At 73.2% G+C, this 26,057-nt stretch carries 20 protein-coding genes; 13 read left to right on the forward strand and 7 right to left on the reverse strand.

Going from position 1 to position 26,057, the window contains the following annotated elements:
* Positions 1-72: 72 nt before the first annotated feature.
* From mshA to cobC, 4 genes are read left to right on the forward strand one after another with little or no spacing between them, the layout of a single operon-like run.
* A complete protein-coding gene (mshA, locus tag AB0J67_RS17345) occupies positions 73-1,362 on the forward strand; it encodes a D-inositol-3-phosphate glycosyltransferase (protein ID WP_363483109.1) in 1,290 nt (429 codons plus the stop codon).
* 19 nt (positions 1,363-1,381) lie between these two features.
* Entirely contained in the window at positions 1,382-1,999 is a 618-nt protein-coding gene (locus tag AB0J67_RS17350; protein WP_363483112.1) for a YbjN domain-containing protein, read from the forward strand.
* Positions 1,980-2,990 (forward strand): cobalamin biosynthesis protein, encoded by a 1,011-nt coding sequence (locus AB0J67_RS17355; RefSeq protein WP_363483115.1) that lies wholly within the window; start codon positions 1,980-1,982, stop codon positions 2,988-2,990. Before AB0J67_RS17350 ends, AB0J67_RS17355 begins: the two co-directional genes overlap by 20 nt.
* Positions 2,987-4,024: an Rv2231c family pyridoxal phosphate-dependent protein CobC gene (gene cobC / locus AB0J67_RS17360; RefSeq protein ID WP_363483118.1), complete on the forward strand. Its 1,038-nt coding sequence runs from the start codon at positions 2,987-2,989 to the stop codon at positions 4,022-4,024. The genes AB0J67_RS17355 and cobC overlap by 4 nt, the downstream gene beginning before the upstream one ends.
* 29 nt (positions 4,025-4,053) lie before the next feature.
* Here cobC and AB0J67_RS17365 read toward each other — a convergent pair whose 3' ends face one another.
* The 6 genes from AB0J67_RS17365 to AB0J67_RS17390 form a co-directional block, all read right to left on the reverse strand.
* On the reverse strand, positions 4,054-4,560 hold the full coding sequence (locus tag AB0J67_RS17365; protein WP_363483121.1) for an O-acetyl-ADP-ribose deacetylase: 507 nt from the start codon (positions 4,558-4,560) through the stop codon (positions 4,054-4,056).
* Positions 4,561-4,619: 59 nt separating this feature from the next.
* Positions 4,620-6,242, reverse strand: a complete 1,623-nt coding sequence (locus AB0J67_RS17370; RefSeq protein ID WP_363483124.1) for a hypothetical protein — start codon at positions 6,240-6,242, stop codon at positions 4,620-4,622.
* Positions 6,239-7,837: a serine/threonine-protein kinase gene (locus AB0J67_RS17375; protein ID WP_363483127.1), complete on the reverse strand. Its 1,599-nt coding sequence runs from the start codon at positions 7,835-7,837 to the stop codon at positions 6,239-6,241. The genes AB0J67_RS17370 and AB0J67_RS17375 overlap by 4 nt, the downstream gene beginning before the upstream one ends.
* Complete coding sequence (locus tag AB0J67_RS17380) at positions 7,834-9,570, reverse strand: FHA domain-containing protein (protein WP_363483129.1); 1,737 nt, start codon at positions 9,568-9,570, stop codon at positions 7,834-7,836. The genes AB0J67_RS17375 and AB0J67_RS17380 overlap by 4 nt, the downstream gene beginning before the upstream one ends.
* Positions 9,571-9,752: 182 nt before the next feature.
* Positions 9,753-11,738, reverse strand: a complete 1,986-nt coding sequence (locus AB0J67_RS17385) for a hypothetical protein (RefSeq protein WP_363483132.1) — start codon at positions 11,736-11,738, stop codon at positions 9,753-9,755.
* Positions 11,739-11,930: 192 nt separating this feature from the next.
* Entirely contained in the window at positions 11,931-12,971 is a 1,041-nt protein-coding gene (locus AB0J67_RS17390) for a hypothetical protein (RefSeq protein ID WP_363483135.1), read from the reverse strand.
* A 143-nt stretch (positions 12,972-13,114) separates the two neighbouring features.
* On the opposite strand from AB0J67_RS17390, the gene AB0J67_RS17395 reads away from it, so the two are divergent.
* Positions 13,115-14,770, forward strand: coding sequence for a LuxR C-terminal-related transcriptional regulator (locus AB0J67_RS17395; protein WP_363483138.1), 1,656 nt, complete (start codon positions 13,115-13,117; stop codon positions 14,768-14,770).
* 364 nt (positions 14,771-15,134) lie between these two features.
* On the opposite strand, the gene AB0J67_RS17400 is transcribed toward AB0J67_RS17395, so the two are convergent.
* Positions 15,135-15,881, reverse strand: a complete 747-nt coding sequence (locus AB0J67_RS17400; RefSeq protein ID WP_363483141.1) for a phosphoglyceromutase — start codon at positions 15,879-15,881, stop codon at positions 15,135-15,137.
* A 257-nt stretch (positions 15,882-16,138) separates the two neighbouring features.
* Here AB0J67_RS17400 and AB0J67_RS17405 point away from each other — a divergent pair, with 257 nt between their 5' ends.
* The 8 genes from AB0J67_RS17405 to AB0J67_RS17440 all read left to right on the forward strand — a co-directional run bounded on the left by AB0J67_RS17405 (position 16,139) and on the right by AB0J67_RS17440 (position 25,932).
* The gene (locus tag AB0J67_RS17405; protein WP_363483144.1) at positions 16,139-17,443 is read left to right on the forward strand and encodes an MFS transporter; all 1,305 of its coding nucleotides are present in this window, start codon (positions 16,139-16,141) and stop codon (positions 17,441-17,443) included.
* Between the two features lie 40 nt (positions 17,444-17,483).
* On the forward strand, positions 17,484-18,698 hold the full coding sequence (locus AB0J67_RS17410) for an MFS transporter (RefSeq protein ID WP_363483172.1): 1,215 nt from the start codon (positions 17,484-17,486) through the stop codon (positions 18,696-18,698).
* Positions 18,699-18,705: 7 nt separating this feature from the next.
* The gene (locus tag AB0J67_RS17415; RefSeq protein WP_363483147.1) at positions 18,706-19,989 is read left to right on the forward strand and encodes an MFS transporter; all 1,284 of its coding nucleotides are present in this window, start codon (positions 18,706-18,708) and stop codon (positions 19,987-19,989) included.
* A 220-nt stretch (positions 19,990-20,209) separates the two neighbouring features.
* Positions 20,210-21,112, forward strand: coding sequence for a MurR/RpiR family transcriptional regulator (locus AB0J67_RS17420; protein WP_363483150.1), 903 nt, complete (start codon positions 20,210-20,212; stop codon positions 21,110-21,112).
* Between the two features lie 218 nt (positions 21,113-21,330).
* Positions 21,331-22,752: an N-acetylglucosamine/diacetylchitobiose ABC transporter substrate-binding protein gene (ngcE, locus tag AB0J67_RS17425; protein ID WP_363483153.1), complete on the forward strand. Its 1,422-nt coding sequence runs from the start codon at positions 21,331-21,333 to the stop codon at positions 22,750-22,752.
* A gap of 104 nt (positions 22,753-22,856) precedes the next feature.
* Positions 22,857-23,846, forward strand: a complete 990-nt coding sequence (locus AB0J67_RS17430) for a sugar ABC transporter permease (protein WP_363483157.1) — start codon at positions 22,857-22,859, stop codon at positions 23,844-23,846.
* Positions 23,847-23,857: 11 nt separating this feature from the next.
* Complete coding sequence (locus AB0J67_RS17435; RefSeq protein ID WP_363483160.1) at positions 23,858-24,802, forward strand: carbohydrate ABC transporter permease; 945 nt, start codon at positions 23,858-23,860, stop codon at positions 24,800-24,802.
* 212 nt (positions 24,803-25,014) lie between these two features.
* A complete protein-coding gene (locus AB0J67_RS17440) occupies positions 25,015-25,932 on the forward strand; it encodes a DUF559 domain-containing protein (RefSeq protein WP_363483163.1) in 918 nt (305 codons plus the stop codon).
* The last annotated feature ends 125 nt before the right edge of the window (positions 25,933-26,057 follow it).

The following is a 26,057-nucleotide window of genomic DNA, read 5'->3' on the forward strand; positions in this document are numbered from 1 at the left end:
CGGATCGTGGGCTGCGACGCTCGTCACGCCCGCAGCGGGAAGAGTCACGGCCCGGCGGATGTTGATCGACCTGTGAGCACTCGTACCCTCCCCCGCGAGCTGCCAAGGCGAATCGCCACGCTCTCCGTGCACACGTCTCCGCTGCACCAGCCGGGCACCGGGGACGCGGGCGGCATGAACGTGTACATCGTCGAGGTCTCCAAACGCCTGGCCCAGGCGGGTGTGGAGATCGAGATCTTCACCCGCACCACGGGCGGGGACCTGCCGCCGCGCGCCGAGCTGGCGCCCGGCGTGACGGTCCGGCACATCAGCGCGGGGCCGTTCGAGGGCCTGGCCAAGGAGGACCTGCCGGCGCAGCTGTGCGCGTTCACGCACGGCGTGCTCGGTGTCGAGGCGTCCCGCCCACCCGGCCACTACGACCTGCTGGCCTCCCACTACTGGCTGTCCGGCCAGGTCGGCTGGCTGGCCAAGGACCGCTGGGGCGTGCCGCTGGTGCACACCGCGCACACCCTCGCCAAGGTCAAGAACCTGCAGCTCGCCGAGGGCGACCGCGCCGAGCCGATGGGCCGCGTGGTCGGCGAGGAGCAGGTCGTCGAGCAGTCCGACCGGCTCATCGCGAACACCCCGACCGAGGCCCGCGAGCTGATCGACCTCTACGGCGCGCCGCTGGAGCGGGTCGCCGTGATCGCCCCGGGCGTGGACCTCGACCGCTTCCAGCCCGCCGACCGGGCGGCCGCCCGCACCCGGCTGGGCCTGCCGCAGCGTGCCAAGATCGTGGCTTTCGTCGGCCGGATCCAGCCGCTCAAGGCCCCCGACGTGCTCATCCGGGCGCTGGCCGAGCTGTCCGACCCCGACGCCGTCGCGCTGATCGTGGGCGGGCCGAGCGGCTCCGGGCTGGACCGCCCCACCTCGCTCATCGAGCTGGCCGAGGCGCTGGGCGTACGCGACCGGGTGCGCTTCCTGCCGCCGCAGGCCGGCGACCGGCTCGCCGACGTGTACCGGGCCGCCGACCTGGTCGCGGTGCCCTCGCACAACGAGTCGTTCGGGCTGGTCGCGCTGGAGGCGCAGGCCTGCGGCACGCCGGTGGTCGCGGCCGCGCGCGGCGGCCTGGTCACCGCGGTGCGCGACGAGATCAGCGGCGTGCTCGTCGACGGGCACGGCGCCGCCGACTGGGCCCGGGTGCTGGACCGGCTGCTCGCCGAGCCCGCCCGCCGCGCGGAGCTGTCGGCGGGCGCGGTCAAGCACGCGTACGACTTCTCCTGGGACCACACGGCCGCCCGGCTGCTCGACGTCTATGGTGAGGCGATGACCGAGCACCGGTCCCGCCGGCACCTGGAACTCGCCGGCTGCGGCCGGTGGTGACGACCCCGCGAGGAGCCCGATGACGACGGTCGCCGAGGCCTGTGCGCTGATCGAGCAGGCGTGTGCCGAGCTGCCCCTGGACCGCACCGGCCCGCACTCGTACGTGGTGACCCTGCCGGGCACACACAAGCTCAAGACGAACGTGAACCTCATCGTCGGCGAGCACGCCCTGCGGGTGGAGGCGTTCGTGGTGCGCCAGCCCGACGAGAACCGCGAGGCGGTCTGGGCGTGGCTGCTGCGCCGCAACGCGAAGCTCTACGGCGTCGCGTTCACCATCGACGCGGTCGGCGACGTCTACCTGACCGGGCGGCTGCCGCTGGACGCGGTCACCCCGCAGGAGCTGGACCGGCTGCTCGGCGCGGCGCTGGCCGCCGCCGACGAGTCCTTCGACACGCTGCTCGAGCTCGGCTTCAGCACCGCCATCAAGCGCGAGTGGCGCTGGCGGATCAGCCGCGGCGAGCCCACCGACAACCTGCGCGCCTTCCGCCACCTCATGGACTCACCCGACGCGGCGGGCGCCGAAGCCCCTGCCCCGGCACCGTCCGGCGACGGTCCCGCCGTGCCCGGCGGCACGGCGGTGCTGGACACCGGCACCGACGTGCTCCCGGAACCGGGCCGTGACCCGCGGGCGGGCTGAGCGCCGCGCCGCCCGCCGGGCCGACGCGCTCGGGCTGCTCACCGGGGTCGCGCTGGACGCCGCGTTCGGCGACCCGCGCCGGCTGCACCCGGTGGCCGGGTTCGGCAACTTCGCGCAGGTCGTCGAGCGGTACACGTACGCCGACTCGCGCCGGGCCGGGGCCGTGTTCGCCGCGCTCGCGGTCGGCGTGCCCGTCGCGGCGGCGGTGCTCGCCCAGCGCGCCACCCGGCACCGGCCGGTGCTGCGTACGGCGCTGGTGGCCGCGTCGACCTGGGCCGTGCTGGGCGGGCGCAGCCTGCGCCGGGAGGGCGGCATCCTGGCCGGAGCGCTGGAGCGCGGCGACCTGGCCGCCGCCCGCGCCCGGCTGCCGCACCTGTGCGGCCGCGACCCGTCCCGCCTGGACGAGACCGGCCTGGCCCGCGCCACCGTCGAGTCGGTCGCCGAGAACTCCTCCGACGCCGAGGTCGCGCCGCTGGTCTGGGGCGCGCTCGCCGGGCTGCCCGGCCTGGTCGGCTACCGCGCCGTCAACACGCTCGACGCGATGGTGGGGCACCGCTCGCCGCGCTACGCCCGGTTCGGCACCGCCTCGGCGCGCCTGGACGACGCCGCCAACCTGCTGCCGTCCCGGCTGACCGCCGCGCTGGCCGCGGCCACCTCACCGCTGGTGGCGGGCTCGCCCCGGCGCACCGCCCGGATCTGGCGCCGCGACGGCGCCGCCCACCCCAGCCCCAACTCGGGCCAGTGCGAGTCGGCGTTCGCCGGTGCGCTCGGCGTACGCCTCGGCGGCGTCAACGTCTACTTCGGCCGCTCCGAGACCCGCCCCGAGCTCGGCGACGGCCCCCGCCCCCGCGCCCGCGACATCCGCCGCGCCACGGCCCTGTCCGCCGCGGTCGGCCTGTCCGCCGCCGCCCTCGCCATCCTGGTAAGGAAGGGCACCTTCTTAACGCCACACGTAGAGGAAGGGCACCTTCTTAACCGGAGGCGCGGATGACGGCCTACGACCTCGGGCACCACGGGGACGTGGAGGTCGCGTCCGGGCTGGTCGACCTCGCGGTGAACGTGCGGCAGGCGACGCTGCCGGGCTGGCTGGCCGGGCCGATCCATGACTCGCTGACCAGGCTGGACGCGTACCCCGACGGCACCGCCGCGCGGGCCGCGGTCGCCGCCCGGCACGGCCGCGAGCCGGGCGAGGTGCTGCTCACCGCGGGCGCGGCGCAGGCGTTCACGCTGCTCGCCCAGGCCCTGCGCGACGCCGCCCACCCCGTGGTGGTGCATCCGCAGTTCACCGAGCCGGAGGCCGCGCTGCTGGCGGCCGGGCACCGGGTCGAGCGGGTGCTGCTGCCCGAGCCGTACACCCTCGACCCGGCCCTGGTGCCCGACGACGCCGACCTGGTGCTGCTCGGCAACCCGACCAACCCGACGTCGGTGGCGCACCCCGCCGAGGCGGTGGCGAAGCTGGCCCGGCCCGGCCGGGTGCTGGTGGTGGACGAGGCGTTCGCCGACACGATCCCCGGCGAGCCGCTCTCCCTGGCCGCGCGGCGCGACCTGCCCGGCCTGGTCGTGGTGCGCAGCCTCACCAAGACCTGGGCACTGGCCGGGTTGCGCGTCGGCTACCTGCTGGCCGCGCCGGAGCTGGTGCGCCGGCTCGCCGCCGTGCAGCCATTGTGGCCGGTGTCGACCCCGGCGCTGGCCGCCGCCGCGGCCTGCGCGGCCCCGCGGGCGGTGGCCGCCGAGGAGGAGATCGCCCACGAGCTGGCGGTACGCCGGGAACACCTGCTCGCCGGGCTTCGGGGCATCCCCGGCGTGCACGTGGCGGGCACCCCGGCCAGCTCGTTCGTGCTGATCCGGGTGCGCGACGGCCTGGGCGTGCGCGAGCGCCTGCGCGGACTCGGCTACGCGGTCCGCCGCGGCGACACGTTCCCCGGCCTCGGCCCGGACTGGCTGCGGGTGGCCGTACGCGCCGAGCCGGTCACCGACGCGTTCCTGGCCGCCCTGGCCGCCGCCCTGCACGACGCTCCCGCCTGAACCGAGACCGCCCGCCCCGAGCCGGGCGTTCAGCCGCGGACGGAGCGGGCGGTCTCGTAGGTGGGGGCGTCGAAGAGGACCAGGGTGGCCTGCTCGACGGAGGTCTCGGCGGTGTCCAGCACGGCCAGGGCCTGGCGGACGGCGTCGTCGGCCGGCCAGCGGTAGACGCCGGAGGAGATGAGCGGGAACGCGATCGTCCGCGCGCCGAGGTCCCCGGCGACGCGCAGCGCGTTGCGGTAGCAGTCGCGCAGCAGCTCCGAACGGTCCTCGGCGGCGCTGTACACGGGACCGACGGTGTGCACCACCCAGCGCGCGGGCAGGTTGCCCGCCGTGGTCGCGACCGCCTGGCCGGTGGCCAGGCCGCGGCCGTAATGGGAGGCGCGCAGCGCCCGGCACTCGGCGAGGATCTCCGGCCCGCCCCGGCGGTGGATCGCGCCGTCCACGCCGCCCCCGCCGAGCAGCGAGGAGTTGGCCGCGTTGACGATCACGTCGACGTCCTGCCGCGTGATGTCGCCCTGGATCAGGGTGGTGTGCATGATCGGCCTTTCCGGTCAGGAGGTGAGGTCCCGCCTCACATCCTGACCGGATACGGCGGTCACTTACAGGCGTAGGTGAACTTCGTCGAGGCTTCGAGGACTTGGGGGCGGAGGATGCGGAGGGTGGCGGTGGCGTTGAGGGAGCCCTGGCCCTTGAAGCGCCAGTAGAGGTGGACCTGGGTGGTCCGCTCGCCCTTCTTGATCGCCTGTTCCAGGGCGCCGGAGCTCTGGCCGTCGCTGCGCAGCCACTCGTACGTGACGATGCCGGCGCTGCCGTCGGTCTCGATCGTGCCGACCACGTCCACCTGCACGTCGCACACCGTGGTCGGCGGCTGCACCGCGGTCACCGCGATCTTGACCACCTTCACCGCGTTGGTGCGCTCCTGCCACCAGTTCCACGCCACGTACCCGGCGATCACCAGCAGCACGACGGTGGTCAGCGCGCTGAGGAACGCCATGAGCCGCTTGGTGAACGACTTCTTGCGCGGCCGCTGCGGCGCCGCCTGGGCCGCGGCGATCTGCCAGGCCGGCGGCGCGGGCGGCACACCCTGGCCGAAGCGCAGGTTCACGTCCTGCTGCGGTCCCGGCGGGACCGCCCGGCCCTGCTGGTACGCCCCGGACTTGCGCTGGTCCTCGGCGGCGCGGCTGCCCAGCCGGGTGGCGCCGTCCGGCGCGACGGCGGGCATGACCGCGGTCGGCGGCGCCGGGCGCTGACCCGGCGGCGCCTGGGCCGGCACGACCGGCGGGCCGGAGTGCGAACCCTCGGCGAGCTGCACCGTCTCCTCGCCGGTCGGCGTGACCCCGGGCGGGAACGCCGGAGCGGGCGCGGGGAACGCCGGAGCCGTTGCCGGGAAGGCGGGCACGGTGTCGTCGGAGACGGGAGCGTGCGGCGCGGCGGACACCGGCGCGGCGGGAGGCTGCGGCGGCGGCGCGGGCGCGGGCGGCGCGGACACCGGGCGCGGCACGGCGGGCTGCAGGCGGGTGGCCAGGGCCTTCACCCCGGCGCGGTCACCGAAGCCGGGCACGCGGTGTGTGTCGGCGCTCAGCCCGGTCAGCGCGGCGGTCAGGCCGGCGCTGCCGCCCACCGCCTCCACCTGCTGCGCGGCCTGCCGCAGCACGTGCTGCGTGTCGGCGTGCGCGCAGGAGTCGGCGAGCCGGTTCAGCAACCTGGCCCAGCCGGCCGCGTCGTGGCCCGGACCGGCCGCGGTGCCCGCGACGGCGTGGGACCAGCCCGGCTCGGCCAGCAGCGCCGCGCCGGAGGCGCTCAGCACCACCGACTCGGGGCTCACGTCACCGTGCGCCTGCTGCGCCTGGTGCAGGCGCAGCAGCGTCTGCGCGGTGTCGGTGGCGATCAGCGCGGCCACGGCGGGGTCGAGGGCCGTGCCGGCGGCGAGTGCCTGCGCGACGGTGGGGGAGGGCGCGGCGTTGGTGATCAGCCAGGTGCGCCCGCTGTCCACCACCTGGTCGATGACGCTGAGCAGGCCCGGCAGCCGCAGCCCGTTGACCGCGCGCACCGAGTCGGCGAGGCGCCTGGCCGCGGCCGCGTCGGTGAGGCGCTGGTCCTCCAGCCGCAGCCCGCCCCGCCGCTTGCCGTCCACGGTGGACACGGTGTGCCAGGTGCCCAGGCGTCCCGGACGCCCCTCACCCAGCACCGTGTACTTGTCCCCGATCGAGGTGCTCATTCGACGATGATCCCGCAGTAGATCGACTTCGTGTCCGACATGACAGTCCTGCCTCCGACGACCATCCAGGCCTTCACGATCGAGTAATAGTAGGCACCGTTGGCATCGCGGGCGCAGGCCTGACTTATCGGCATCGAGGTGCTGTAGTTGTACGGGCTGTCGCTGGGAATCGTGAACTCCTTGGACGTCGCATTCGCCGCCGACCCGCCCTGGTTCTTGCCGTCGTTCGACTGGAAGAACTGGATGTAGAGCCGCGCCGTGCCGGTCCCCGAAGCCCGGAACGTGGCGCCGGCAGCAATGTACTGGGTGCAGGCCTTGAGCGCACAGATCGTCTGGCGGTCCAGATTCAGGACGAGCACCGAGATGGTCGGCGTCGGCGATGGGGACGGTGATGGGGACGGCTTCGGGGAGGGCTTCTTGCTGGGGCTCGGCTGCGGGTCGTCCGACGGGGAGGGGCTCGGCGACGGCGACTCGCTCGGCGACGGCGACGGGCTGGGCGACAGGGAGGGCGACGGCGACGCCTCGGCCGTCGGGGACACGTCCGCGGTGGCGCTGGGCAGCGGCGTGGGCAGCGAGGCGGGCTCCGGCCACAGCGCCGCGGCGCCGACCCCGCCTAGGATCAGCACCAGCGTGATCGTGGTGGCGGCGAGCACGGTGAACGCCTTGCGGGACAGGCCGAGGATCGTGGTGCCCACCGCGGTCGCGTTCGCCTGCACCGCCGCGAGCGGGAACAGCAGCGCCAGCAGCAGCGCCCGGCGGGCCAGCTTGCTGCGGCCCTCCTCCTCCCACTCGGGGCCGTACCCGGCTCCGGCGACCGCCTCCAGCTCGCGCAGGAACGTCGTGGCGTCCTTGGGCCGCTGCTTGGCGTCCTTGGCCAGGCCCCGGCGCACCAGGCCGCGGATGGCCTCCGGCACCAGGTCCGCGGGGATCGGCGCCTGCTCGTGCTGCAGCCGCAGGCCCTGCAGGTCACCGGGCGCGCGGTACGGCGGCTGCCCGACCAGGCATTCGAAGAACGTCGCGGTGGCGGCGTAGATGTCGGTGGACGGGCTGGCGGGCGCGCCGGCCCACTGCTCGGGTGCCATGTACGACGGCGTGCCGGCCAGCGGGCCCTGCCGGCCGCTGCGGGCGGCGATGCCGAAGTCGGCGAGCTTGCTCTGGCCCTCGCCGTTGACCAGCACGTTCTCCGGCTTGTAGTCGCGGTGGACCACCCCGCGCTCGTGCGCGGCGGCCAGGCCGAGCAGCGAGCCCTTCAGCACCACCAGGGCCGCCTCGGGCTCGGTGGGGCCCTGCTCGCGCAGGATCGCGCGCAGCGCGACGCCGTCGACCAGCTCCATCACGATGGCCGCGCCACCGGGCGCCTCGACGTACTCGTAGAGCCGGGCGACCTGCGGCGAGTCCACCTCGGACATGACGCGCGCCTCGGCGCGGAACGCCCGGATGAACGTCTCGTCGCCGCGCAGGTGGACGGCGAGGTACTTGATGGCGACCTGCACCCCGGTCGTGTCGTGCTGGGCCAGCACGACCGTGCCCGAGGCACCGCGCCCCAGCTCACGGATCTCCGTGTAGCCAGGAACGACCCACTCCTGCTCGTTCACGCGGTCACCTCCGCCGTCGCGGCCGTACGCCGGGATTTGATGAGACTGATCAGCTTGCGGCCCAACCGGTACCAGATCGGGAACATGATCAGCCCGATGGCCAGCACGATGACCAGCACGTCGATACCGGGCGGCAGGTACTCCTCGACGAGCCCGCCCAGGCGGTCGCGCCAGGCCAGGAAGGCCAGCAGCACGAACAGGCCGGTGCCGACGACGGCGGTGAAGCCGTACGCCGCCATGCCGAGCTGCTTGATGCCCGGCCGGCGCCCGGCCTTGAGATCGGACCAGATGCCCTTGGTGAAGTACGCCGAGGCCTCCTCGCGCAGGCGCGGCAGCCGCAGCCCGTCGGCGAGCGCCTGGTAGCCGTCCAGCGGCATCAGCGGGTTGAGGTTGTAGAGCGTGTTCAGGTACAGGCCGAACGCCAGCTGGTACGCCACACCGGAGACCTGTGGCTGCGGCACGTACGCCGCGACGGCCGCGCAGATCCCGGCGACGCCCGCGGTCGACAGCGGCCCGGACAGCGTCACCACGATGCGCGACCAGCGCGTGCCGAACCACATGTCCGACGTGTCGACGAAGGCGAACGGCATGCCCATCATCAGCATGAACCCGCCACGGGTGACCGTGCGGCCGTACGACTTCACCGCCAGCGCATGCGCCGACTCGTGGATGACCAGCGCGACGAGGTAGCCGACCGCGATCGCGGCCGCCCCCGCGAACCCGGCCCCGTTGAGGTCGAACAGGTTCTGGTGTCCACTCGCGACGGCCATCGTGTAGATCCCGCCGACGATCAGCACCCAGAGCCCGAACACGCCGGTACGCGTGAAGAAGCGCCAGCCGAAGCCGCGGTACATCCGGCCGAACAGGCCGTCCAGGCCGCCGACCGACACCTCCATGCGCAGCAGCGTCTTCAGCACCGCCCGGCCGATCCGCTTCATCAGCGGGGGCTTCTCCGCCTCGCGCTGCCCGTGCACGCCGCGCACCAGCTCCAGCGCCGCGAACGTGCGCAGGGTGCGCTCGATGCGCGGCAGGGCCAGCTCGCCGTACTTCTGCGCGTACGCGAAGAGCAGGTCGCGGACGGTGTTCTCGCCGTCGAGCTGGTGCCACAGGAACACGTCGCGCTCGTCGAGCTGCAGGTACTGGCCCGTACGCGTGTTGCGCAGCACCCACTGCTGCTCGCCGCGCATGTCCGGCACCTGCTTGAGCGCCCAGCCGCTGCGCCGGCGCGGGCGCGCGCTGAGCGGCCCGGTCGCGGTCGGCGCCTGGTCGGCGGGCTGCGCCTCGGGCAGCAGGATGCTGTGCTCGACGCCGCGCACCATGGTCTTCGAGCCGATCGCGGCCGATCGCGGCTGCGCGAACCGCAGCGGCACGTCACCGACGTGCAGCTCTGACTCGTCGGGCAGCGGCCGCCAGTCCCCGTGGAACACCCGCCCGGCGACCGCGGAGCCGTTGAAGGAGTTCAGGTCTTCGAGGTGGAAGCCGTCGGCGGTGCGTACCACCCGGGCATGCTGGCGGGAGACGCTCGCGTCGTTGATCACGATGTCGTTGTCGGTGCTGCGGCCGATCGTGGTGACCGGTTTGACCAGCGGGAGCACCCGCTCGCCCCCGGCGTCCGCCCAGCGCAGCTCCGGCGCGGCGAACGTGTCCACTTTGGCGCCCTTGCGCAGCGTGCCGCAGTGCAGGCAGTACGGGTAGTCCCGCCGCAGGTGCACGTGGCATGCGTGGCACAGCATCGTTCGGCCTTTCAAGGGGTGGGTGGCCATGCGGCGAGCCGAATCATAGGCGGCCGATCGGCCGCATGCTCTCAGCTGACTGCTTTACGACGGTGATCCGATCATCCGTATCGGCCGACGTCGGCCGGGTGGCCGGCGGGATGTGTGGCACCATGTCCGCCGGCCGCCCGTCCGGGCGTCGGTCAGGCTGCGGCAGGGCCGCCCGCGACCGTGTCGTCATCGGACTTCCCGCTCAGCGATCGGCCTGCCACGGCACCGGCGACGCCGCCCGCGACCACGCCCGCCGCCAGGCCGGCACCGCCGATGAGCAGCTCCTGCGCGCCGATGGCGTCGGCTGCCGCGGCCTCCGCGGCGGGCGGTGCCACGGCGACGCCGGTGGTGGCTGCCGGCTGGCCGGCCTGCTCGGCCGGGTCCGGCGTGACCTGGATGACCGCGACCCCCGCGGGCTGCTCGCCCGCCGCGGGTCCGGCCGGAGCCACCCCGACGGGACCTGCCGCGCCGCCGGCCGGGCTGGTGCCACCGGAGGTGCCGCCGCCCGTCTCACCGCCGCCGGACGGTGTACCCCCACCGGTCCCGCCACCCGGCGGTGTGCCGCCGGGAGTCGTTCCGCCGCCGGTCTCACCGCCGCTGGGAGGCGTGCCCCCGCCGCTTTCGGCGCCGCCGGTCTCGCCGCCCGGGGGCGTGGCACCGCCGGTCGCGCCACCCGGGGGTGTGCCGCCGGGAGGCGTCGCGCCGCCGGTCTCGCCGCCGGGTGGGGTGCCCCCGGTCTCTCCGCCGGGCGGGGTGAGGATGCCGTCGGGAATCCGGTCGAAGATGCTCGGGTCGAGAACGTCGAGGATGCCCGGAACCAGGACCGGGTTGCCGTTCGGCGTCGGGTCCGACACGTTCGGGACGCCGTCGCGATCGTTGTCGCCGAGCGGCTCTGCGGTGGTGTCCGGGTTCTCGTCGTTGTTGTCCATGTCGTTGGGGATGCCGTCACGGTCGAGGTCACCGAACGGCAGGCTCTCCCAGAGGTAGTCGCGGCCGAACGAGCCGGCCGGCTCGCCCTCGCCGGATTCGCCGTCGCCCGGCACGGGCGGCAGGCCGAGACCGGTCCAGTCGATGCCGGGGATGAGCTCGATGGCGCCTGGCGGCGGCACGACCGGTTCGTGCGCGTCGGGGATGCCGTCGCCGTCGGTGTCCTGCAGGATGGGCGGGACTCCGACCGACGGGTCGTTGTCGTCGACGTCGATCGCCTGCGGCACGCCGTCGCCGTCCTCGTCCGACAGCGGGCCGGTCAGGCCCAGGACGACCGGTTGGACGTCCGCCGGGACGCCGTCGCCGGGCGAGGGCAGCGGCAGGGGCGGCAGGTCCGGACCGAGGTCGCCGTCGGGCAGCTCGGGCAGCTCGGGCAGCTCGGGCAGCTCCAGGCTCATCGGCTGAGGCATCGGCGGCACGCCGGGCCCGTCGTCGGGTCCGCTGGGGCCGTCCGGGTCGAAGCCGAAGAGCTCCGGCGGCGCGATGATCTCGTTCTGTCTGGGGGGCAGCAGCAGGCCGGGGCCGGTCGACCCGTCGCCGGGACCGCCGCCCGGCCCGCCCGGTCCGGTGCCGGGCCCGTCGTCGGGTCCGCTGGGCCCGTCGGGACCGAACTCGAACAGCTGCGGCGGTGGCGCGGGATCGTCCTGCTTGGGCCCGATCTCCAGCCCCTGCGGCGGGGGCGCCGGGTCGTCCTGCTTGGGCCCGATCTCCTCGGTGCCGTTGCCGCCGTCGGGGCCGCCGCCGGGCACGGTGCCCGGCCCGTCGTCGGGCCCGCTCGGCCCGTCGTCGGATCCGAGCTGGGTGAGCTGTGGCGGCGGCGCCGGGTCGTCCTGCTTCGGGCCGATCTCCTCGACCCCGCCGGGCCCGCCGCCGTCCGGAGTGTCATCGCCGGTGGGCAGGTCCAGGGCGGGCAGGTCGGTCGGGCTGATCAGGCCGGCCAGGCCGCCGGTGCCGATGCCGGACCGGGACAGGCGCGGGCCGAGCGCGGTCGGACCCGCGCCCGCCGCCGCGTCGGTCAGGCCGCGCAGCTGCTCGGTCTCGTCCGGGGTGAGGCCGTGGCGGGCGGCCGCGGCGTCGACGTCGGCCCGGACGAGCCGGGCGAACCCGGGGTCCGCCGCCATCCTGGCGACCAGGTCGGGGAACTGGGACATCGCACTGACTCCCTTGCACTGGGTGGGGGGTGACCATCAGTGCGCGGGTCGCTCGTGCAGCGCTGTCCCGCGCGGCCGGCCGGTCGGGTGACGCGGGCCGGGATGGTGAGCGGATCCGGTGGGAGGCTGCCGGGCAGCGGGGATGCGACGGGGGTGCACACCCCCGGCTGCCCGGCAGGTTCAGGGACGGGATCAGGCGGTGGCGGGGCCGCCCGCCTGGTCCTCGTCGGACTTGAAGATCTTGCCCGCGACCGCGCCGGCGATGCCGCCGGCGGCAGCGCCCGCGGCCAGCCCGGCGCCACCGATCAGCAGCTCCGTGCCGCCGATGCCGTCCTCGCTCGCAGCCTCGCCGGCCTGGGCCGCGTCGGCGCCTGCCGCAGGCCCGGTGGCCTCGCCGGACTGCACCACCACGACGACCGGGCCGGACTGCTCGGCGTCGGGGGTGACCGGCGCGGGGTCCGCGTCGGGCGCGGGCGACGCGGGCGCGGGGTCCGGGTTGATGACCGGAGCAGGAGCCGGCGCCGGGTCGGCCGGCTCCGCGGGCGCTGCGGGCTCCGCAGGTTCGGCGGGCTCCGCCGGCTCGGCGGGTTCGGCGGGTTCGGCCGGGTCGGCGGGGTCCACCGGGTCGAAGTCCGGCAGCTCGAAGATCGGGAAGTCGGGCAGGTCGTACGGCGGGTCGTACGGCGGCAGCGGCGGGTCCGGGTCCGGGTCGACCGGCGGCAGGTCCGGGAAGTCGTACGGCGGTTCGAGCACGTCGAGCCCGCCCGGGAACGGGTTGTCCGGGTGCAGCTGCAGGTCCGGGATTTTGATCAGGTCTAGGGCCGGGGGCGGCGGCGCGGGGTCGTCGTCGGCGGGCATCAGGTCGATCGGATCGAGCGGCAGCACCTCCAGCGGGGCGGTCGGCTCGTCCGCACCGGTCGGCAGCAGGTCGGTCGGGTCCAGCGGCGGGGTCGGCGTCTCGCCGGGCAGCAGGTCGGTCGGGTCCGGCAGGTCCGGGGTGAGGTCGGAGACCAGGCCGGCCAGGCCGCCCGCGCCGAAGCCGGACTTGGAGAGCCGGGCGCCCAGCGAGGTCGGGCCGGACGAGGCGGAGGCGTCGGCCAGGCCGCGCAGCTGCTCGGTCTCGTCGGGGGTGAGACCGTACTGGGCTGCGACCGCGTCCGGGTGCGCCCGCGCGTGCCGGGCGAACTCCGGGTCGATCGCCATCCTGGCGATGAGATCGCGGAACTGGGACATTGCAGGACTCCCTTTCGCTGGGATGTCGCGCGGGGGCGGTGGTGCCATCACGCTAGGTCGGCCGGGGGAGTGCGCACATCGCGGCGAGTACGTAACTTTGCCGCGGGGGTTGCTGCGTACCGACCCGGAGACAGGAGGCGGTCGTGGACCATCAACAGGCCGCTGAGCTGCTGCGGCAGCGAGCCGGGCGGCCCGTGGCGCCGCGGCTCGTGGAGCAGCTGCTGCGGCGTACCGACGCGGACCCGACAGTTCTGGACGCGATTCTGGACCAGGTGGACACCGACGCGGACGGACTGCACAGGGTGCCGCTGCGGTGGCCGGACGAGCTGGCCGACCCGGCGCGGGTGTCCATGCTGTCGCTGAGCCCGGACAGCCGCGCCGTGGTCGGCGCGGCCGCGGTGATCGGGCGCGAGTTCGACCTGTCCATCCTCGAGGGCGTGTGCGGCGACCGGGACGTCCTGGGCGGCCTGGACGACGGCGTGATGGCGGGCCTGATCCGTGAGCAGGGCCCGCAGGTGTACGCGTTCGTCCGCGCGCTGGGCCGCGAGGTCTGCTACGACACGCTGGGCGCCCGGCAGCGGGCCGAGCTGCACGAGCGCGTCGCGCAGGTGCTGGCCCGGCTGGGTGCGCTGGGCGGCGTCCGCGCGACCACCGTGCAGGAGCTGGCGTACCACGCCGCCGAGGCGGCCGCGCTGGGCGGGCGGGAGCGGCTGGACGCCGCCGTCGCCGCCGCCGCGTCGGCCGCCGCGGCCGCGCTGGAGGACGCCGCCTACGACCTGGCCGCGGGGTACTTCGCCCAGGCGGCGCTGTTCGCGGGCCGGGCGGGCTGGGATCCGGCGCAGTCGGGCCGGCTGCTCGCCGCGGCGGGCGCGGCCCGGCTGCGGGGCGCGACCGGCGCCGGGGCGCGCGACGCGGGGCGGGCCTCGCTCACCGGCGCGCTCCGGTTGGGGCTGCGCGCCGCCGACCCGGGGCTGGTCGCCGCGGCCGCGCTGGGCCTGGGGCCGCGGCCGAGCCTGGGTGCGCTGGCCGGGGACGCCGTGCCGCCGCCCGATCCGGTGCGGGTGGCCGCGCTGCGCGACGCCTGCGCGACCCTGCCGGCCACCGGCCTGCCGCCCGACCAGCACTCCTCGGCGGCGCGCCTGATGTCGCGGCTGGCGGACGAGACCGGCCGGACTGACCTGGCGCGGCGCGCGCTGGAGCTGGCCCGCACCGGCGGCGACCCGCGCGCGGTGGCCGAGGCGCTGCTGGTCGTCGGCGACGAGCTGGACCAGGTGGTACGCGAGGCGGTCGCGCTGGGCGACGAGGAGCTGCTGGCGCGGGCGTACGACGTGGCGGCGGTGGACGCGGTCCGGCGCGGGCAGCACGGCCGCGCGACGGCGCTGCTGGAGCGGCTCGCCGCCCTCGGCGAGGTCCGGCCGACCGCCCTGGTGCGCTGGTACGCGCTGCGGGCCGCGGCGGAGCTGGCCACGCTGCGCGGGGTGCCGGATGCCGCGGCGGCCGGCCGGGCGCTGGCGGCCGGGCAGGCGGTCGACCCGGCCACCGCCGACGCCGCCGACCGCGCGCTGCGGGGCTGGACGGGCGCGGCCGCGGCCCGCCCCGGCCCGGCGGCCGGGCTCACCGCCCGCGAGCGCGAAGTGCTGGTCTGGGCGCTGCGCGGGTCCCCCGCCCGCGAGATCGCCAACGCGCTGGTGCTGGGCGAGCGGACCGTGGAGACCCACCTGGCGAGCATCTACCGCAAGCTCGGCGTGCGTACCCGGCTCGAACTGATCCGGAAGCTGGGAGACGGTAGCAATCTGTAGTGGAGACAGTCACCCACTGTTGCGAATGAGGTTCGCAAATGACTGGACGGCTACTTGACCAGCGGCGTAGCGTCTTCTTCAAGCGCATCGCTCGATGAAACCCGGGGGATGGCCCAGCTGATCATTTATCGGTTGTGGCGCCGAGTGATGCGCCGGGGGATGGGTGGCACATCGCCGTTGGGGGACGGCCCGCCACCTGAGACCGGTCGGCCGGCCGGCGACGCTAACGGGGGTGAGCGTCGCCGCCGGCCACCGGCATGTCTGCCCCCGTGTCACCCGCCAAGATCGCCCGACTTGCCTGGCACCCGTGCGTATCTTGGGGCCGCTAAGCCCCATGTGCCAGGCAAGTCGGATGATCTAGGGGTCAGCGGCCCTGGTTGGCCACGGCGGCGGCGGCTTCGGCGGCGGCTTCGGGGTCGAGGTAGGTGCCGCCCTTGGTGACGGGGCGCAGGTTCTCGTCCAGGTCGTAGCGCAGCGGGATGCCGGTCGGGATGTTCAGCTTGGCGATCGCCTCGTCGGAGATGCCGTCCAGGTGCTTGACCAGCGCGCGCAGCGAGTTGCCGTGCGCGACCACGAGCACCGTCCGGCCCGCGTGCAGGTCCGGGATGATCGCGTCGTACCAGTACGGCAGCATCCGGGCGACGACGTCCTTGAGGCACTCGGTCCGCGGCCGCAGCTCGTCCGGCAGCAGCGCGTACCGCGCGTCGCTCACCTGCGAGAACTCGTCGTCGTCGGCGATCGGCGGCGGCGGGGTGTCGTACGAGCGGCGCCACAGCATGAACTGCTCCTCGCCGTACGCCTCCAGGGTCTGCTTCTTGTCCTTGCCCTGCAGGGCGCCGTAGTGGCGCTCGTTGAGCCGCCAGCTGCGGGCGACCGGGATCCAGGACCGGTCCGCGGCGTTGAGCGCGATCTCGGAGGTACGGATGGCGCGCCGCAGCACGCTGGTGTGCACCACGTCGGGCAGCAGTCCGTGTTCCTTGAGCAGCTCGCCGCCGCGGCGCGCCTCGGCCTCACCCTGCGCGTTCAGGTCGACGTCGACCCAGCCGGTGAAGAGGTTCTTGGCGTTCCATTCGCTGTAGCCGTGCCGCAGCAGCACCAGTGTTCCAACCATGCCTGACATCCTCCCCGATGCCGGTCAAGTGCCTGTGACCAGCCCCTCGCGGCGAACGACTGCGCAGCGCAGCGGAGCGGGCGCCGAGCCGCCGTGTGGCGCCAGGGGCGAACGACTGCGCAGCGCAGCGGAGCGGGCGCCGAGCCGCCGGTGCGGCACCGTGATGACCAACACTTGATATTCGAGGTGACTTCCGTCGTACCGCACCCCTAGGTTGTAAGGCACTGGGGCGATCCGAATCATTACAGGGGTGCGGCGTGCGGGGCTGGTTGGCGCAGACGGCGGGTGGACTACCGAAGACCTTCTGGTATCTGTGGACCGGCACGCTGATCAACCGCACCGGCGCGTTCGTCATGCTGTACCTCGAGATCCACATGGTGGTCGAGTACGGCTTCTCCGCCACCTTCGCCGGTCTGGTGCTCGGCCTGTTCGGCGGTGGCATGGCGCTGGGCTCGCTGGTCGGCGGGGTGCTGGCCGACCGCTGGGGCCGCCGCGCGAGCCTGCTGCTGTCCAACGTCGCGCTGGCCGCCACCGCGATCGCGCTCGGTTTCGTGTTCGACCGGTTCACCGTCGCGGTGCTGGCCGCGGTGTACGGCTTCTGGAACGGCCTGGGCCGCCCGGCCTTCTCCGCGACCATGGTCGACGTGCTCGGGCCGACCATGCGGCTGCGCGGCATGAACCTCAACTACTGGGCGATCAACCTGGGCTTCTCGTTCGCCGCGGTGCTGGCCGGCGTGCTGTCGCGCACCCCGCACCTGACGGTGTTCCTGCTGAACGCGGCCGCGCAGCTGGTGATGGCGGCGATCGTGTTCTGGCGGGTGCCGGAGACGCAGCCGGTCAGGGCCGTCGTGCCCGGCCTCGCCGGCGCGGGTGGCGCGGCGGCCGCAGCGCCGCGCATCGCGACCGTTCCCCACCGGGCCCCGGTCGAGGGCAGCATCATGATGGTCCTGCGGGACCGGGTGTTCATGCTGTTCGTGCTGCTCAACCTCGGTCTGTGGATCATCATCGAGGCCTGCAAGCTGATCCCGATCGCGATGCACCAGCGCGGTTTGGAGGCCGCCGACTACGGCACCGTGATCGCGGTCAACGGCATCATGATCGTCGCCTTCCAGCTGTTCGTGCCCAAGCTGATCGCCGGGCGCAACCGCAGCCGGGTGCTCGCGCTGTCGGCGCTGCTGGTGGGCCTGGGCATGGGCGCGGTCTCCATCGCGGGCACGGTCCCGGCGCTGATGCTGACCGTGGTGGTGTGGACCGCGGGCGAGATGCTCAACGCTCCCGTCAACGGCACCCTCATCGCCGACCTGTCCCGGCCCGAGATGCGCGGGCGCTACCAGGGCGTCGCCTCGATGGGCTTCACCGCCGCCAACTTCGTCGCGCCGATCTTCGGCGGCCTGCTGCTCGACCACGCCCCGCCCGCCACGCTGTGGCTGGTGCTGGCCGCGCTCGGCGTCGCCGTCGCGATCGGCCAGCTGCTCAGCGGCCCCGTCCGCGAGCGCCGCGCCCGCGCCCTGCAGGACCCCAAGACCACCGAGGGAGCGACCCTTGCCACCGCAACCGCGTGACACCGCGGCCGACCCCGGTCCGGCTGCGGGCCGCGCCGGGGTGGGCGGCTGGCTCAGGGAGACGGCCGGGGGGCTGCCCGCGACGTTCTGGTATCTGTGGGTCGGCACGCTGATCAACCGGGCCGGCGGGTTCGTGGTCATCTACCTGACCATCTACCTGACCACGGTGCAGGGGTTCAGCCCGTCGCAGTCGGGCCTGGTGCTCGGGCTGTGGGCGGCGGGCGGTGCGGTGGGCACGCTGGTCGGCGGGGTCGCCGCGGACCGGATCGGGCGGCGGCCGACGCTGCTGGTGGCCCACCTGGGCGCGGTGGCGCTGCTGGCGTCGCTGGCGTTCGCGCAGGGCTTCTGGGTGATCGCGCCGCTGACGTTCCTGTTCGGCGTGGTCGCCGAGAGCGCCCGGCCCGCGTTCCAGGCGCTGATGGTCGACGTGGTGCCCGAGCGCGACCGGCTGCGCGCGTTCACGCTCAACTACTGGGCCGTCAACGTGGGCTTCGCCGTCGCGGCGATGCTGGCGGGCCTGGTCGCCTCGGCCGACCCGAAGCTGATCTTCCTGCTGGACGCGGCGAGCGCGCTGGCGCCGTTCCTGTTCATCCTGCTCAAGGTGCGCGAGCCGCGCCGGGCCCGGCCCGCGGCGGCGCCGCACGCGCCGGTCGAGCGGGTGGGGCTGGGCATGGTGCTGCGCGACCGGGTCTTCCTCGGCTTCGTCGCGCTGAACGTGCTGATCTCCTTCGTGTTCATGCAGCACCTGTCGACGCTGCCCATCGCGATGACCGGCGACGGCATCCCGGCGCAGCAGTACGGCCTGGTCATCGCGCTCAACGGGATCCTGATCGTCGGCGGGCAGCTGTTCATCCCCAAACTGATCAGGTCGTACGACCGCTCGAAGGTGCTCGCCGCGGCCTCCCTGATCATCGGGTTGGGCTTCAGCCTCACCGCGTTCGCCGACACGGCCGCGTTCTACGCGGTGACGGTGCTGGTCTGGACGGTGGGCGAGATGCTGAACTCACCCTCGAACTCCACGCTGATCGCGGCCCTGTCCCCGGCCGCGATGCGCGGGCGCTACCAGGGCGTGATGTCGCTGTCCTGGTCGGTGGCCGGATTCGCCGCGCCGGTGCTCGGCGGGTACGTGCAGCAGCATCTCGGTGACGAGGTGCTGTGGTTGAGCTGCGGCGCCATCGCCGTCGTCGCAGCGGCGGGACAGCTCTGGTCGGGTCCGGCCCGCGAGCGGCGGGCGGCGGCACTGCAGGCGATGTGAGGACGGCATGAGGTTCGTACGCCAGACCGTGGGCGGGCTGCCCCGCACCTTCTGGATGCTGTTCTCGGCGATGCTGGTGAACCGCGTCGGTGCGTTCGGCCTGCTGCTGCTCCCGACGTACCTGACCACGGCTCGGGGCACCACGCTGGCCGTGGCCGGCCTGGTGACGGGGGCGTACGGCGCGGGCGGCGCGGGCGGCACCCTGCTCGGCGGCGTGCTGGCCGACCGCTGGGGCCGCAAGGCCACCTACCTCGCGGGCACCAGCACGGCGGCGGTGCTGATGGTCGGGCTGGGCCTGGCCCGGCCGATCTGGCTGATCGCGGTACTGGCCGCGGCGACCGGGCTGGCCCACTCGCTGCCCGGCCCGGCGACGGTCGCGGCGGTGGTCGACGTGCTGCCCGAGGCGGACCGCTCGCGCGCGTTCAACCTGCAGTTCTGGGCGTTCAACATGGGCGGCGCCATCGCCGCCGCGCTGGCGGGCGTGATCGCCGAGTTCAGCTTCCTGGCGCTGTTCCTCATCGACGCGAGCATGACCGCGGTGACGGCGGTGCTGGTCTGGCGCCTGGTGCCGGAGACGCTGCGCCGCGAGCGCACCCCGGATGCGGGGCCGCGGCGGCTGTTTCCGATCAACCGGGCGCGGCCGGCCGGTGCGGAGCGGGGCGGGCTGGGCGTGGTGCTGCGCGACCGGGTGTTCCTGACCTTCGTCGGGCTGACCTTCGTCCTGGCCCTGCTCACCGTGCAGGGGCAGTCGATCCTGCAGCTGGCGATGGAGGGCGACGGGCTGAGGCCGTCCGCGTACGGCATGGTCGTCTCGCTGGGCGGGGCGATGATCGTGGTGGGGCAGCTGTTCGTGCCGCGGCTGATCGGGGCGCGCCGCCACGCGGTCGTGCTGTCCGCCGCGTTCGTGCTGCTCGCCGTCGGGTACAGCACCGTCTTCCTGGCCGACCGGCTCTGGATCTACCTGGCCGCGGCGTCGGTGTGGACGGTCGGGCAGATGCTCGCCGCGCCGCCGAACGCATCGATCATCGCCGAGCTGGCGCCGACCGCGCTGCGCGGGCGCTACCAGGGCGTGTTCTTCCTGGTGTTTCCGGCGGCGGGGTTCGTCGCGCCGTCGGTGGGAGGCTGGAGCCTGCAGCACCTCGACGCCTGGCACTGGGTGGTGTGCGGCGCGCTGGGTCTGGCGGGCGCGGCCGGGCACCTGCTGGCGGCGCGGCGGCGTGAGGCGCGGGCCGCGCAGATCCGCCGGATGGCTCCCGCTCCACAAGCGACGCCCGAGCCCGCGCTCGCCTGACACGCCAACGCTTGCCGGCCGCATCGATTCTGATCGGCCGTTCTCTGATAACCGGGTGACATCGGCTCCACCGAATGGCTGATGGGTGGCTAATCCCATCGACCGATGTCGCAAAGTAACGGTTTGAAAACGTCCAACGTGACTGTTGACACAGCGCCAAATTAAGTAAGAATTCTTTCCACATACAGTTAACACTCCTTCCTAAAAGAGGTTGACGTCCGTGGAAAAAGGCGCGTACCAGACGGCAGGCACGGACAGCGTGCTGGCCCGTCTGCGCGCCAAGCTCCCGGAGTTCACCGGCGCCCTGCGGCGCGTGGCGGAACAGGTGCTGACCGACCCGGCCGGCGCCGCGCGGGCCACCATCGTCGAGCTCGCCGAGCGCTCGCACACCTCGCCCGCCACCATCACCCGGTTCTGCCGGGCGGTCGGCTTCGAGGGGTATGCCGACCTGCGCCTGGCCATCGCCGGGGAGACCGGCCGCGCCGCCCGCTCCGCGGGCTGGGTCGTCGACATCGGACGCGAGATCGAGCCCGGCGACCCGCTGGAGCGCGTACTCGGCCAGATCATGGCGGCCGACACCCGCGCGATGCAGGACACCGCCGCGATGACCGACCTGGCCGAGGTCGAGCGGGCCGCCGACGCGATCGCCGCCGCCGAGCGGGTCGACATCTACGGCGCCTCGGGCTCCGCGCTGGTCGGCGCCGAGATGCAGTTCTCCCTGCACCGCATCGGGATCGCCGCCTGGTCCTGGCCCGACGTGCACAACGGACTGGCCAGCGCCGCGCTGCTGCGCGCGGGCGACGTCGCGCTGGGCATCTCCCACTCCGGCCAGACCAGGGAGACCATCGAGATGGTCGCCGAGGCCGGCAGCCGCGGCGCGACCACGGTCGCGCTGACCAGCTTCCCCCGCTCGCCGCTGGCCGACGTCGCCGACGTCGTGCTGACCACGGCGACGCAGGCCACCACGTTCCGGCCGGACTCGCTGTCGGCCCGCCACCCGCAGCTGGTGGTCCTCGACCTGCTCTACATCGCCGTCGCGCAGCGCACCCACGAGCGTGCGCACGCGGCGTTCCAGCGCACCGCCCAGGCGGTCGCGGGCCACCGCCTCCGGGAGGTGGTGTGAGTGCTCTCCACCCTGACGGCCCCCGGCCGTCCCACAGGTTCCGGCGCAGCTGCGCCGGTTGACGCGGCGACGTCACGCGACGCAACGCTGCGGCATCTGGTCACGCCCGCGGGCGTGACGTTTCCCGGGTCGACCGGGGAGGCGCAACACCAGATCCAAGAGCAGCGACGCGCCGGATGGGCCCGACGCGCCGCGATATCTCGTACGAGGAGATTGTCATGACCGTAACCCCCGACAGCCCGTCGGAGCTGAACCGTCGCACCCTGCTGCGCCGGGCGGCTGCCGCCGGTCTGCTCGCCGCCCCCGCCGTCAGCGCCCTGGCCGCCTGCGCCAGCGAGGACGGCGAGGGTGGCACCACCGGCGAGAAGACCGAGGCCAACCCGTTCGGCGTCGGTGACAAGCAGCCGCTCGAGGTCGCGTTCTTCAACGGCGGCTTCGGCGAGGAGTACGCCAAGTTCGACGTGGCGGCCTATGAGAAGAAGTTCCCGGGCAGCAAGGTCGAGCTGAAGTTCTCCAAGACCATCCTGACCGACTACCAGCCGCGCTTCTACGGTGGCAACCCGCCGGACGTGCTGAACAACTCGTCGCCGGAGACCATCCCGGTCGGCCCGGTGGTGCAGGGCGGCCAGCTGACCGACCTCACCCAGCTGCTGGACGCCGGCAGCTTCGACGACCCGAAGACCAAGGTGCGCGACACCCTGGTGGCCGGCGTCGTCGAGGAGGGCACGTTCAACGGCAAGATGTACACGCTGAACTACGCGTACTCCATCTACGGCCACTGGTACGACGAGGCGCTGTTCGCCAAGAACGGCTGGACCGTGCCGAAGACGTGGGAGGAGTTCACCACGCTGGCCGAGGCCGCCAAGGCCAAGGGCATCGCGGCGTACACCTTCCAGGGCATCCACCCCTGGTACATCCACAACGTGATCTCGGAGTGGATCTACAAGGTCGGCGGCAAGGAGGCGATCCTCAAGATCGACAACCTGGAGCCGAACGCGTGGAAGCAGGACGCGGTCAAGGTCGCCGCCGAGCGCATCGCCGAGATGGCGAGCAAGGGCTGGATCCAGGCCGGTGCCGCGGGTCTCGACCACACCACCACCCAGCAGGCCGTGCTCGACGGCAAGGCCCTGTTCATCTGGTGCGGCTCCTGGCTCGAGGGCGAGATGGCCAAGACCCTGCCCGCGTCGGTCAAGCTGGCCGTCGCCCCGCCGTGGGACCTGACCAGCTCGGACAAGGCCAAGTACGGCGCCGTGCACGCGGCCCCCGGTGAGGGCTTCGTCGTCCCCACCAAGGCCAAGAACCAGGCCGGTGGCCTCGAGTTCCTGCGCATGATGCTGGGCAAGGAGCAGGCCCGCAAGTTCGCCGAGCTCACCAAGTCGCTGCCCGTGGTGAAGGGTGCGGCCGACGGCCTCACCATCTCCAGCGCCCTGACGTCGGCCTCCAAGGTCGCCGCCGCGGCCACCGAGGTCATCAACTGGCGTTACGGCGGCTGGTACACCCCGCTGCAGAACGCGGTGTTCGCGGCCGCGACCGACCTGGCCGCCGGCAAGAGCAGCGCCGAGAAGTTCATGGACGCCGTGCAGAAGGCCGCCGACGAGGTGGCGAAGGACGACAAGATCGTGAAGCAGAAGGCTTCCTGATCTCGCGTCCGGGCCGCCGGCAACGGCGGACCAGCGTGATCGGGCGGGGCCGGACCACCGGCCCCGCCCAACCCTTCCGAAGTCGCCGGCAAAGGACTACCGCCATGTCGTTCGGCAGAGCCCGTTTCATCACAGGGTTCCTCTTCGCCCCGATCCTGCTGTACGCGGTGTACGTGCTCTACCCGTACGCCCAGACGGCGTACTACTCCGTCACCGATTTCTCGGGCTTCAGCCCGGACTTCTCGTACGTCGGATTCGGCAACTACGTCGAGCTCTTCGGAGACGACGTGTTCCTGAAGGCGCTCGGCCACAACGTCGTGGTGCTGACGGTCTACCCGGTCGTCACGATCCTGCTGGCGCTGTTCTTCGCCTTCATGCTCAACGTCGGCGGCCGCGGCGACAAGGCCGGCGTGCGCGGCGTGCGCGGCTCCTCGGTCTACAAGTTCATCTTCTTCTTCCCGCAGGTGCTCTCCATCGCCATCGTCGCCGTCATCTGGCGCCGGGTGTTCCAGAGCAACGACGGCGGCCTCATCAACTCCCTGCTGATGGAGCTGGGCCTGGTCGAGCGGGACAAGCCGCTGATGTTCCTGGCCGAGGGCGAGTCCGTCTTCCCGCCGATCACCATCGGCAACTTCACCTTCGAGGCGCCCGTCGTCCTGGTCTGCCTGATCCTCATCGCGATCTGGGGCGGCGTCGGCTTCTACCTCGTCCTGTTCTCCGCCGCGATGCAGTCGATCCCCAAGGACATCTTCGAGGCGGCCACGCTCGACGGCGCCACCCGCGTGCAGACGTTCTTCCGGGTCACCCTGCCCCTGCTGCGCGAGCACGTCTCCGTCGCCTGGGTGTACCTCGGCATCGCCGCGCTCGACTTCTACGCCCTCGTGGTCGGCATGACGCCCGGCCCCGGCGGCGGCGGCCCGAACGACGCCAGCCAGGTGATGAGCTCGTACATGATGTCGAACGCCTTCCGGCCGTCGCGGTTCGACTCCTTCGCGTTCGCCTGCGCCATGGGCGTCTCCATCGCCATCCTGACCCTGCTGCTCGCCGCGGTGCAGCTGCGGGTCACCCGCAGCCGCGACAAGCTCGAGTTCTGAGGGGCAACGCCATGTCTCACCTCGCGACCACCGAAGCGCCCGCGACGCCCGAACCCCCCGCCGCGCCCCCCAGGGCGGCGAGCGAGGCCAAGCCGCCCAAGGAGGAAGGCCGGGTCTTCAACGTCTTCTCGCACGGCTTCCTGTTCCTCTGGGGCGCGCTGGTCACCATCCCGCTGATCTGGGCCGTCATCCAGTCGTTCAAGACCGACACCGAGATCATCAACGACCCGCTGGGCCTGCCCGAGCAGTGGCTCTGGGGCGCCTTCGGCCGGGCCTGGACCAAGGGCAACATCGGCGAGTTCTTCATCAACACCGTCGTCGTGCTCATCGGCGGCGTCAGCCTCACCATGCTGCTCGGCTCCATGGCCGCGTACGTGCTCGCCCGCTACCCGTTCCGCGGCAACCGGGCGGTGTACTGGCTGTTCGTCGCCGGCCTGACCATGCCGATCTACCTCGGCATCCTGCCGCTCTACCTGACCGTCGACAAGGTCGCCAAGGGGCTCGGGCTCACCGAGGTCATCGGCCTGAGCACCCACCTCGGCCTGATCCTGGTGTACGTGGCGTACTCGCTGCCGTTCACGATCTTCTTCCTGCACGCGTTCTTCCGTACGCTGCCCAGCAGCATCGCGGAGGCGGCGTCGGTGGACGGCGCCGGGCACGTGCGGCTGTTCTTCCAGGTGATGATGCCGATGGCGAAGCCTGGTCTGATCGGCATCGGGATCTTCAACGTGATCGGGCAGTGGAACCAGTTCATCCTGCCCACGGTGATCATGAAGGACGAGGACAAGCGGCTGCTGACGCAGGGGCTGCTGGAGCTGGCGACGAACGCGCGGTACGAGACGGACTTCGCGCGGCTGTTCGCGGGCATGACGATCGCGATGCTGCCGATCCTCGCGGTGTACCTCGTGTTCCACCGCCAGGTCCAGGCCGGGCTGACGGGGGCGACGCTGAAGTAGCGCGTACGCCGGCCGCGTGTCCCGTGCGCGCCGCACCGAACCCGTTTTTTAATAGACGTTGGCCTATCTGGATGACTTCGATCTCGAATTCGTCATCCAGATAGGCCAACGTCGTTCGAAGGGCGGGGCGGGTCTGTGGACAGATCGGCGTGTCGTCCACAGGTTGGCGGGCGGCTGTGGATCCGAGCGGATCCGGCGGTGAGGCTGCCGGGATGCGCCCAGCCCTCCGGGATGTCCTGAACGCCGGCGACGGCGTCGTCACACGCACGGCGGCCGAATGCCACGAAGCCGTCGACCGCAACGGGCTCGCGTACGCCGTGCGCGCCGGACACGTGCTGCGGCCCCTTCCGCGCACATTCCTCCTGCCGGAGTTGCTGGAAGACCCGCACGCCGTGCTGCGCGCCGCCCTGGCGTACGCGGACGGTCCGGTCGCCGCGAGCCATCTGTCCGCGCTGCGTGTCTGGGGACTGCCGGTGCCGGGCGACGTGTGGACGCACCTGATGACCGGCGAGACGCGGCATGTGCGCGGTGCGCCGGGTGTGCTGGTCCACCGACGCGCCGGGTTCGTCGCCGAGCCGCCTGATGTGCTCGAGCGCGAGGGTGTGCCGGTCACGCGATTGGAGGCCGCGATCGTGGACAGCTGGCCGCTGCTCGACGGCGAGGCCAAGCGGGCTCCGGCGATCATGGCTGTGAACAACCGTATGACGACCCCCGCCCGCCTCACTGAGGAGCTGGCGCGAGCCCCGCGGCTGGCGGGCCGGCGTCACCTCGTACACCTGGTGGACCGTCTTGAGGCGGGATGCCGCAGTCCGCTGGAACTCTGGGGATACGACCGGGTTTTTCGAGGGCGGGCGTTCGCCGGGCTGAAGTGGCAGGTGCCGGTGCGCCTCGACGGCCGCACGGTGATCCTCGACGTCCTGGATGAGGCGACGGGGGTGAACGTGGAGCTGGACGGATTGGCGCACCACTCGTCGCGGCAGGACCGCGAGTGGGACATGCGGCGGGATGCGGCGCTGAGTGCGCTCGGTTACACGGTCGTGCGGTACAGCGGTGCGCGGCTGCTGCGAGAGCCCGACGCGGTGCGCGCCGAGGTGCTCCGGACGCTCTCCACCCATCGCCTCCGACGCTGACCGGCGGCCGGAGCGGGCGCGAGTGACTCCCGGGCCCGTTTTTTCATAGACGTTGGCCTATCTGGATGAAGTTTTTGTTTTAGTATTGATACAGATATGGGAACCTGGATGTTAAGAGGGAGGCG

The organism is Catellatospora sp. NPDC049609 (genome assembly GCF_040675365.1).
Classification (GTDB): Bacteria; Actinomycetota; Actinomycetes; order Mycobacteriales; family Micromonosporaceae; genus Catellatospora.

Excerpts from the sequence above, each read along its gene's own strand:
- AB0J67_RS17370 (WP_363483124.1), bottom strand. The coding sequence starts at position 6,242 with ATGAGCACCTCGATCGGGGACAAGTACACGGTGCTGGGTGAGGGGCGT.
- AB0J67_RS17435 (WP_363483160.1), top strand. The coding sequence starts at position 23,858 with ATGTCTCACCTCGCGACCACCGAAGCGCCCGCGACGCCCGAACCCCCC.
- AB0J67_RS17415 (WP_363483147.1), top strand. The coding sequence starts at position 18,706 with ATGAGGTTCGTACGCCAGACCGTGGGCGGGCTGCCCCGCACCTTCTGG.
- cobC (WP_363483118.1), top strand. The coding sequence starts at position 2,987 with ATGACGGCCTACGACCTCGGGCACCACGGGGACGTGGAGGTCGCGTCC.
- AB0J67_RS17390 (WP_363483135.1), bottom strand. The coding sequence starts at position 12,971 with ATGTCCCAGTTCCGCGATCTCATCGCCAGGATGGCGATCGACCCGGAG.
- AB0J67_RS17385 (WP_363483132.1), bottom strand. The coding sequence starts at position 11,738 with ATGTCCCAGTTCCCCGACCTGGTCGCCAGGATGGCGGCGGACCCCGGG.
- AB0J67_RS17350 (WP_363483112.1), top strand. The coding sequence starts at position 1,382 with ATGACGACGGTCGCCGAGGCCTGTGCGCTGATCGAGCAGGCGTGTGCC.
- AB0J67_RS17440 (WP_363483163.1), top strand. The coding sequence starts at position 25,015 with ATGCGCCCAGCCCTCCGGGATGTCCTGAACGCCGGCGACGGCGTCGTC.
- AB0J67_RS17365 (WP_363483121.1), bottom strand. The coding sequence starts at position 4,560 with ATGCACACCACCCTGATCCAGGGCGACATCACGCGGCAGGACGTCGAC.
- AB0J67_RS17380 (WP_363483129.1), bottom strand. The coding sequence starts at position 9,570 with ATGCTGTGCCACGCATGCCACGTGCACCTGCGGCGGGACTACCCGTAC.
- AB0J67_RS17400 (WP_363483141.1), bottom strand. The coding sequence starts at position 15,881 with ATGGTTGGAACACTGGTGCTGCTGCGGCACGGCTACAGCGAATGGAAC.
- AB0J67_RS17430 (WP_363483157.1), top strand. The coding sequence starts at position 22,857 with ATGTCGTTCGGCAGAGCCCGTTTCATCACAGGGTTCCTCTTCGCCCCG.
- ngcE (WP_363483153.1), top strand. The coding sequence starts at position 21,331 with ATGACCGTAACCCCCGACAGCCCGTCGGAGCTGAACCGTCGCACCCTG.